The organism is Kitasatospora sp. NPDC001539, from assembly GCF_040298565.1.
Lineage (GTDB): Bacteria > Actinomycetota > Actinomycetes > Streptomycetales > Streptomycetaceae > Kitasatospora.
This window is the reverse complement of sequence record NZ_JBEPAK010000276.1, coordinates 1-8,766: the sequence shown is the minus strand read 5'-3', so window position 1 is coordinate 8,766 and position 8,766 is coordinate 1. Positions and strand designations below refer to the sequence as shown.

Annotated in this window: 8 protein-coding genes; 4 read left to right on the top strand and 4 right to left on the bottom strand. The window is 74.9% G+C overall.

Features of this window, described 5'->3' with window-relative positions:
- Nucleotides 1-34 precede the first annotated feature (34 nt).
- Entirely contained in the window at nucleotides 35-793 is a 759-nt protein-coding gene (locus ABT247_RS28950; protein WP_350748167.1) for a YcnI family copper-binding membrane protein, read from the bottom strand.
- Between the two features lie 187 nt (nucleotides 794-980).
- Nucleotides 981-1,808: a hypothetical protein gene (locus ABT247_RS28945; RefSeq protein ID WP_350748165.1), complete on the bottom strand. Its 828-nt coding sequence runs from the start codon at nucleotides 1,806-1,808 to the stop codon at nucleotides 981-983.
- A gap of 229 nt (nucleotides 1,809-2,037) precedes the next feature.
- Between ABT247_RS28945 and ABT247_RS28940 the strand changes: the two genes are divergently transcribed.
- Nucleotides 2,038-2,676 (top strand): ATP-binding protein, encoded by a 639-nt coding sequence (locus ABT247_RS28940; protein WP_350748162.1) that lies wholly within the window; start codon nucleotides 2,038-2,040, stop codon nucleotides 2,674-2,676.
- A gap of 607 nt (nucleotides 2,677-3,283) precedes the next feature.
- Here ABT247_RS28940 and ABT247_RS28930 read toward each other — a convergent pair.
- Entirely contained in the window at nucleotides 3,284-4,090 is an 807-nt protein-coding gene (locus ABT247_RS28930; RefSeq protein WP_350748159.1) for a hypothetical protein, read from the bottom strand.
- Nucleotides 4,091-4,189: 99 nt separating this feature from the next.
- Nucleotides 4,190-5,140 carry an LAETG motif-containing sortase-dependent surface protein gene (locus tag ABT247_RS28925; protein WP_350748157.1) on the bottom strand — a complete coding sequence of 317 codons (951 nt, stop codon included), beginning with the start codon at nucleotides 5,138-5,140 and terminating at the stop codon, nucleotides 4,190-4,192.
- Between the two features lie 184 nt (nucleotides 5,141-5,324).
- On the opposite strand from ABT247_RS28925, the gene ABT247_RS28920 reads away from it, so the two are divergent.
- The 3 genes from ABT247_RS28920 (at nucleotide 5,325) to ABT247_RS28910 (ending at nucleotide 8,610) form a co-directional block, all read left to right on the top strand.
- Nucleotides 5,325-5,555, top strand: a complete 231-nt coding sequence (locus ABT247_RS28920; protein WP_350748154.1) for a hypothetical protein — start codon at nucleotides 5,325-5,327, stop codon at nucleotides 5,553-5,555.
- Between the two features lie 334 nt (nucleotides 5,556-5,889).
- Entirely contained in the window at nucleotides 5,890-6,939 is a 1,050-nt protein-coding gene (locus tag ABT247_RS28915) for an amidase (protein WP_350748151.1), read from the top strand.
- Between the two features lie 96 nt (nucleotides 6,940-7,035).
- Nucleotides 7,036-8,610 carry an IS1182 family transposase gene (locus ABT247_RS28910; protein WP_350748170.1) on the top strand — a complete coding sequence of 525 codons (1,575 nt, stop codon included), beginning with the start codon at nucleotides 7,036-7,038 and terminating at the stop codon, nucleotides 8,608-8,610.
- Nucleotides 8,611-8,766: the final 156 nt, after the last annotated feature.

Sequence of the window (8,766 nt, the reverse complement as noted above, 5' to 3'; positions counted from 1 at the left end):
GTCCGGAGTGGGCGCGGCCCCGCCGGCGCGGGGATCAGGAGGCCGAGCCGCTGCTCTTGCGGCGCAGGCCGAGCACGCCGACGGCGGTGCCGATCACGCCGACCACGATGCCGACCACGCCCAGGGTCCGGGCGGTGCTGTCGCTGGACTCGTCACCGCCGTCCGAGGCGGCGGCGTGGTCGGAGCTGCCGCCGTGGGCGTCGGCCGCCGGGGAGGCGGTGGCGGTGACGCCGTGGCCGTCACCGGCGGCGGCCTTGGTGAGCTTCAGCACCGGGGCCGGGTGGGCCGGCTCGGGCTGGCCGGCCTGGGCCTCGTCGATCCAGCGGACGACGTCGCCGTTGTCGTAGGTCTGGAGGGCCTTGAAGGCGAGGCTGTCGGCGTCGGTCGGCAGCGGGCCGAGCGAGACCCGGAACTCCTGGAACTGGCCGGGGGCGATCTTGGTGCCGGCGTCGGCGGTCCAGGTGATCTTGGAGACGGCCTCGTTGACGTCGCTGCCGTGCACCTTGAGCGGCTTGTCGAGCTTCGACTTCTCGACGGTGGCGGTCCAGCCCGGCATCGGCAGGGTCCGGACGGAGGCCAGCGGGTGGTCCAGCGGAAGGTTGACCTCCAGCTTCACCGTGCTCGCCGTGTCGCTCTCGTTCGGCACCTGGAAGTTCACGGCCGCGTAGCCGCCCTGGGCGGCCGCGCCCGGGTTCACGGTGACGTGCGCGAAGGCCGGGCCGGCCAGCGCCACCACGGAGGCGGCGGCGGTCAGGGCGACGGCGGCGATACGGCGGGCAGGAAGGGAACGCATGATGCGGGGTCTCCGATCGGAGCTCGGCGGCCCTTCGGCACCGGGCGACGGTGGACCGTGCCTCGGCGGGGCCGCACGTGGGGACGTGGGGAGAAACCTGGGGCCGCCGTCGCTGTGGCGGACGGGCCGGCCCGGACACGCGCACGCCCGGAACCCGCCACCGCTCAGCGGTACCGGCGACACCGGGTCAGTGCGCGAACGCCCCGCACGGCGGGCCGCGCCGCACCACGCTGTGCCGCAGCACCGCACCCGCCGGGAGCAGCCCCTCGCCGCCCCCGCTCCCGAACCGGCGGACCGGACCGGCCACGCCGAACAGGCCGCGCAGCAGCGCGACCACCAGCACCAGCGCCGACCGCAGCGGCGCCGCCCAGTGCTCCCGGGCCGCCGACGCGGCCACCCGCACCAGCCGCCACAGCGCCGCCTCGCCGCGCCGCAGCCACCAGCCCGCCACCAGCGCGGCGGCCAGGTGCCCGGCCAGCATCGAGGGCGTCATCCCGAGCACGCCGCCCTGCCACCACGGCACGACGGCGTACGCGTGCGCGTCCAGACCCGCCGAGGTGACCAACTGCTCCGGGGAGGCACCGCCGGACAAGCCGATCAGCGTGCCCGGCCGGGCCTCGTTGCAGAGCAGCCGGCCGGCCGCCTGCGGCATCGTCATCGCAGCGTGGTGGGCGCCGCCGGGGACGCCGCCGAAGCCGTCGAGGAAACCGGGGAAGCCGTGGAACAGGCAGTGCAGCCCGAGCTGCCCCGCGCCGAGCGCCCCGGCGATGGCCGTCAGCGAACGCTCCCGGCCGCCGCACGCCACCGCCAGCAGCAGCACCGCGGCGAAGCCCGTCGCCAACGCGGCCGGCGGCACGTCGCCGCCACCCGCCAGGGCGTGCCCGGCGGCCGCGATCAGCGTGCACACCAGCGCGAAGGGGACCGCCCGGGCAAGCCGCAGGTCCCAGGCGGCAGCCCCCACCGGCCGGACCGGTACGGGGGCGCCCGGGAGCGGGGCGGCGGGGAGGGCAGTCATGGCCGGGCCATCATCTCATCGCGTACACCGCCGACACCGGCAGGGTGGGAAGTCCGTACGAATGCCCCGTTCGGCAGCGGCGTGCACGGGCCCATGTGCGCCCTTCGGCACAGACCCCGTCCCCAGTCCATCCGCCGAACGGGCGGTACCCGCCCCCGGGCACGGTTCACCGCCGAATCGCCCGGAGATACCTAGTTGTATGTGGAGCCGCAGCCAGGAGGGACCTCCCGTGGACATCTGGTGGACTCTGCACCTCAAGCGCGACCCGGCCAGCGTGCCGCTGGCCCGGCGCATCCTGCTCGGTGCGATGGCGACGGCGGGCGTCGACCCGCAGATCGCCGACGACCTCGGCGTCGCCCTCACCGAGGCCTGCGCCAACGCCGTCGAGCACGGCGCCACCGGCCGGCCCGACGAGGGCTTCCAGGTCACCGCCTCGATCAGCGGCGACCGCCTGCGGATCGAGGTCACCGACTCCGGTCCCGGCCTGCCGGCGACCGCCGCCCCGCCCGCCCGCCGGCCGGCCGCCCCCGCCCCGGCCCGCCCGGCCGCGGACGCCCGGGGCCCCCGCCGCTCCCGCCGGGCCCGCGCCACCGTCCCGGCCCGCATCCTCGCCACCCACCGGCCCCGCCGTGACGGCCACCCCTACGACACCCACGTCCTCCCCTGCCGGCCGCCGGCCCCCACCCTCCGCCCGGTCGACCTCGACACCCTCCCCGACCTGACCGCCGAGTCCGGCCGCGGCCTCTTCCTCATCCACGCCCTCACCGACCACGTCCAGCTCCGCAACCACCCCCTCCGGGGCGCCATCGTGAGCTTCGACAAGATCCTCAAGTGGCAGGACGACGCGCTGCTGCGGGCGGCCTCGTAGTGGGGTTACGGGCGCGACCTGCGGAAACGGTTCTCGCAGAGCCCTTGGCCGAGGGATGCCGGAGGCGGTGATCGGGCCGCCAGGGCACAGGTGGGGCACATGCCCCCGGATTTCGGCGCAGAGCGCCCAGCCCTCGAACCCGGCAGGACCCTGCCGATCGCCGAGCGGGTCCGGGACTCGCTCGTCGGCATCAGGTGGGTGCAGGCCCGGAGCGTGAAGCCCGGGTCGCTGTGGCCGAGGTAGGCCGTGAGCGCCTTGATCGTCTCACCGACACCCAGCAGCACCGAGGCATGGGCATGCCGCAGGGCGTGCATGCCGTCGTCCGGGGCCGCCTGGAAGGACTTCGCCCCCTTCTCGCGCGGCGGGATCACCCCGGCCGCGACGAGCGCGAGCCTCCAGGCACCCGTGTCGAAGACGCTGCGGTGGTACGCCTTGGGGTTCTCGTTTGTGACGAGCAGGTTCGCGGGGTGGTCATCGCCATCGGCGAGACGCCGGGGGAGCGTGACCCGAGTTGCGGCAACTTCTTCATGTGCGCCTTCGACGCCCTCGCCAGGCGGCGGCGACCTCGGGGTTGCTCGGGGTCAGTCCTGGGCCGGGCGGCGGCGGGTCAGTCCTGGGCCGGGCGGCGGCGGGTCAGGCAGCGGAGGGCGGTGCCGAGCAGGAGGGCGGTGGTGCCGGCGACGGCGAGGGGGCGGGAGGCGGTGCCGGCGCCGGTGTCGGCGAGGCGGGTAGGGGCCGGCGGGGTGGGGGTGCGGTACGTGTAGGCGGCGGTGAGCCGGGGGCAGGTGTCCTTCTTCGCCGGGGCGGAGCCGCTCGGGAGGAGCTCCGACGTGGCGGTGAAGGTGAGGCGGTGGTCGGCGAGGGTGCCGGCGCGGAGCTGGAGGGTGAGCTTCTGGCCGGGGGCGACCAGGTAGGTGCCGGTGTCGGTCGGCGTGCCGGAGACGGTGAGGGGCTTCCAGGTGCCGCCGGGGGCGCGCAGTTCGGCGGGGAGGGCGGTGGTGCCGCCGTCGGCGAGGGCGACGGTGGTGGCGAGTTCCCTGACCGTCGCGGTCGTGGTGTTGTCGAAGGTGACCGAGAGCTGGCCGGTGCCGGTGCCGGTGCCGGTGCCGGTGCCGTTGCCGGTGACCGGCATGGTGACGGGCGTCGGACCCCCGGGGCAGTCGGCGGGGGAGCCGGCGGCGGTCGGTGCGGCGGAGGCGGAGGGGGCCGGGCCGCCGGACGGGGTGCCCGTGGGGTCGGCCGTGGCGCTCGGGCCCGGGGCGGACGGCGTCGTCGAGGGAGTCCCTGCGGGCGCCGCCGACGGCGCCGCCGTGGGGGAGGAGTCGGCGGCGTGGGCGGGGACCGTGCTGAGGGCGACCGGGCCCGCGGTGAGCACGAGGAGGGTGCAGGCGGCGGGAAGGCGGGCGGGTCGCATCGGGGCTCCAGCGGTCGGGTCGGGGTCGCTCTCCGAGGGGGGAAGACCCCCGAGGGGCGGGAACGGTTGTCCACGCCCCTCGGGTTCGTTCCGGGTGGATCAGCTGTGCGCGCCGGCCTTGCGACGGCGCAGGACGAACACGGTTCCGGCACCGGCCGCCAGCACGGCCGCGCCGCCCAGGGCGATCGGCAGGGTGCTGGAGTCGGCACCGGTGTGGGCCAGCTCCGGGCCGGCCGCGGTCGAGGCGGAGGCGGAGGCGGAGACCGGGACGGCAGCCGCCGTGGTGGCGGCACCGGCCTCGGCCACGTGGAACTCGCCCAGGTAGTCGTCGAGGAACTGGGTGCAGGCCTGCGGCTTGTTGTTGGCCGGGTTGGGGACCTTGGCGTTCTCGAAGGCGTTCGAGCCCGCTTCGTAGTTGGCGCCGTAGCGGCCGACCGGGGCCTTCGCGGTGGCGGCGATCCGGACTTTGTAGGTGAGCTTCTGCCCCTTGGCCAGCTTGAACTCGGGCGCCCGGAGGCTCCGGTCGTTGAGCTGCGCGGGCTTCCACCCGTCACCGGTGTTCAGCTGGACGTCGAAGAACTCGGTGCTCCAGTCGACCGGCCGACCGCCGTCGAACTCGTCGGTGACGTAGAAGGAGTTGTCGACGGCGGGCAGGTCGACGCCGCTCTTGTTCTCCCAGGTCAGGGTGACCTCGGCGGCCGGGCCGCCCTTGGTCAGGGTGGTGCCGTACAGGCCGGTGCCGGTGACCTTGAGCAGCGAGCTCTGGTAGACGCCGCCGCGGCACTCGTCGCCGGGGGCCGGCTTCGGGGCCGGCGGGGTCGGCAGGTTCGTCGGCTTGGCCGGAGCGGTGGCCGTCGGCTTGGCCGTGGCCGTCGGGGCGGGGGTGCCCGGGGTGGTCGCCGGGGTGCTGGGCGGGGTGGTCGCGCTCGGCGTGGCGGTCGCGGTGGGGGTCGGGCTGATCCCGACGGCGCTCGCGGAGGCGGCGCAGACGGTGGCGCCGAGCGAGAGGGCCACCAGCGCGGACGCGGCCAGAATGTGGGAAGAGCGCACGTTGAAAGGCTCCAGCTTGGGTGAAATTTGGCTGATTAGGGGCGACTTGGGCCGCGGCCGAGGCCGTCGGCGCCGGTCGCGCCCGGGTACCCTACCGGGCGCCGGTGGCCGGATCCCGACCGGGGGAAACGCGCTGCGCGGCCTCCGGTTGCCGGGGCCGGGGGACGGTCGGACGATGGGGTGCATGATGCACCAGATGCGAGCCGAGTACGGCGCCGAGGGCGAGTCCGGCGGGGTGCGGCTGTGGCACATGGTCCGGGGCGGGCAGAACGTGGCGATGTGCGGCCGCGAGCTCGATCCGGAGGCGCCGGTGCGGGAGGCGGTGGACTGGGGGAAGACCCCCGAACTGTGCTGCCACACCTGCGGCGCGTACTTCCTGCGCGAGCAGCCCTACCTGGCGGCCGAGCACCAGTGAGACCGGCGTGCGGATGACCCCGGGCGGCCGGGGACCGGCGCCGCCGTGAGCAGGGCTACCGTGGGCGGGATGACGCAACCCCTCGTCCGGCCGCGCTCGTTGGCCCGTGAGGCCGCCGGCCTGCGGTCCGGTGAGCCGGGCCTGCCCGCGTACGTGGACCGGCTCTGCGCGCTGGTGGAGCGGGTCGACCCGCTGATCCACGCCTTCGTGCCGGAACCCGGCCGGCACGACCGGCTGATGGCGCGGGCCCGGGAGTTGGAGGCGCGCCACCCCCGGCCGTCCGGGCGGCCGCCGCTGTACGGGGTGGCGGTGGGGGTGGAAGGACGTCGTGCACGTGGACGGGCTGCCCACGCACGGCGGATCGGCGCTGCCGCCGGGGGTGCTGGCGGGCCCGCAGGCCGTCGTGGTGGACCGCCTGCTGGCGGCGGGCGCGATGGTCGCGGGCAAGACGGCGACCGCCGAGTTCGCGGCGAGCGCTCCCGGGCCGACCCGCAATCCGCACCACCCCGGGCACACCCCGGGCGGCTCCAGCAGCGGTTCGGCGGCGGCGGTCGCGGCGGGCCTGGTGCCGCTGGCGATCGGCACCCAGACGGTCGGTTCGGTGATCCGCCCGGCCGCGTACTGCGGAGTGGTGGGCTTCCGGCCGACGTACGGGCGGATCCCGTCCGCGGGCGTGCTCCCGAACGCGCCCAGTCTGGACACCCTGGGCGTGTTCACCGCCGATCTGGCGGGGGTGGCGCTGGCGGCCCCGCTGCTCTGCGACGACTGGCGGCGGGAGCCCGAGGCCGGCGTGCCCGTGCTCGGCGTGCCGGACGGCACGTACCTGGAGCACGCCGAGCCGGCCGCGCTGAGCGCCTTCGAGGAGTGGCTGGAACGGCTGGAGCGCGCCGGTCTGACGGTGTGCCGGGTGCCGTTGTTCGCCGACTTCGCCGAGGTCAGCCGGCAGTTGCAGGCCGTCAACCGGTTCGAGCTGGCCCGCAGCCACGCCGACTGGTTCGCCCGGTTCGGTCGCCTGTACCGGCCGGAGACGGTGGCGAGCATCCGGGTCGGCCAGGGGATCGCGCCCGAGGACCGGGCGGCCGCGCTGGAGTTCCGGGAGCGGCTGCGCGAGCGGGTGGCGGCGGCGACGGCCGGGGCCGGGGTGGACCTGTGGCTCGCGCCGTCCGCGACCGGTGGCGCGCCGGAGGGCCTGCACACCACCGGGAACGCGGTGATGTCGTCGCCGTGGAGCTTCCTCGGCCTGCCCGCACTGAGCCTGCCGGCCGGGCGGACCGCGACCGGACTGCCGCTCGGCCTCCAGGTGGTCGGTGCGGCGGGCGGGGACGAGCGGCTGCTCGCCCAAGCCGCCGTGCTGCAGCGGGCGTTGGGCTTGGCGGAGGCCTAGGGTCCGGCTCCGGACCGGGCCCTACTAGAAGCCTGATGAAGATGTTGGGGTCTGGCCCCACCGCGCGAGCGGTGGGGCCAGACTCGTTTCGTGGCGATGGGGGAATGGGCTGGGGAACTGGTCGGGCCGGATGTGTGGGAGACCTGCCGGGAGTTGATCCCGGCGGGAAGTGTGTTCGCGTTCCTGGCCGAGCACAGGGAAGCGCTGTTTCCGGGCTCGATGTTCGCGGACATGTACCCGTCGAAGAACGGGCGGCCGAGCATGCCGCCACAGATCCTGGCGGCGACCGTGGTCCTGCAGAGCCTGCACGGGCTGTCGGACTTCGACACGGTCCAGGAGCTGCGCTGCGACCTGCGGTGGAAGGCCGCATGCGGGCTCGGCCTCAACGACACCGCGTTCGACCCGTCACTGCTGGCCTATTTCCGCCGACGCCTGCAACGCTCTGGCGATCCGAACCGGCTGTTCACCAAGGTCAAGGAGGTCGTCGCGGCCACCGGCGTCCTCAAGGGCAAGCACCGTCGGGCGCTGGACTCCACCGTGCTGGACGACGCGGTGGCCACCCAGGACACCGTCACCCAGCTCATCGCCGCGATCCGCCGGGTGATCCGGGACGTGCCCGGCGGTGAGAGGACCGCCGCCCGCTGGTGCACCGCGCACGACTACACCGACCCGGGCAAGCCCCGCATCGCCTGGAACGACGAGCAGGCCCGCGCCACGCTCGTGGACGCACTGGTCACCGACGCGCTCAACCTGCTCGGCCGCCTGCCCGAACGACAGTTGGACGAGAAGGCCGCGGACGCGGTCGGGCTGCTGGCCCTGGTCGCCGGCCAGGACGTGGAGGTCGCCGACGGCTCAGACGGACGCAACGGACGCTGGCGCATCGCACGGGGAACCGTCTACGACCGGGTGGTCTCCACCGTCGATGCCGAGGCCCGCCACATCCACAAGAACCGAACCCGCCACCAGGACGGCTTCCGCGCCCATGGCGCGTTCGAGCCCGAGACCGGCCTGCTCACCGAGGTCGAGCTCACCGCCGGCAGCGGGGCGGACAACCATGAGGCAGCCGTCGCCGAGGTCCTCCTCGCCGACGAGAGCGAGGACCTGACCGTTCTCGGTGACACCGCCTACGGCACCGGTGACCTGCGCGAAACCCTCGAAGCGGACGGCCACACCCTCGTGATCAAGCCGCCGCCGTTGAAACCCGCCGTGCCCGGCGGCTTCACCGGCGACGACTTCCACGTCGACACCGCCAAAGGCGAGGTGACCTGCCCCGCCGGCCACACCAAGGCCCTCGGCCGGCCCGACGCCAACGGCGCCCGCACCGCCCAGTTCAAGAAGCTCTGCACCCACTGCCCCCTGCGCGAGCAGTGCACCCGCTCCAAGACCGGCCGGGCCTTCCAGGTCCACGCCCACTACGACCGCCTCAAAGCCGCCCGCCAGCAGGCTGCCGACCCGAACTGGCAGGCCGAATACCGCCGCTGGCGGCCACCAGTCGAACGCGCCATGGCCTGGCTCGTCGCCCGGGGCAACCGTCGGGTCCCCTACCGAGGCGTCCTGAAGAACAACACCTGGCTCCACAACCGCGCCGCCGCCCTCAACCTCCGCCGACTGATCAACCTCGGACTCACCCACACCGGCCACACCTGGACCATCACCCTCGCAACCACATAGCGCAGGAGGGGCTGTCCCCAACCGGGACAGCCCCTCCGCCAGCAAGATCTTCAGGATCCTTCTAGGGCCCGTCTTCAAACCCCCGCCTGCGGGCCGACGCCGGGGCACGCGCCTCGCCGCGTTGTCGTCGGTCGCCGATGCTCCGCATGGACTCCC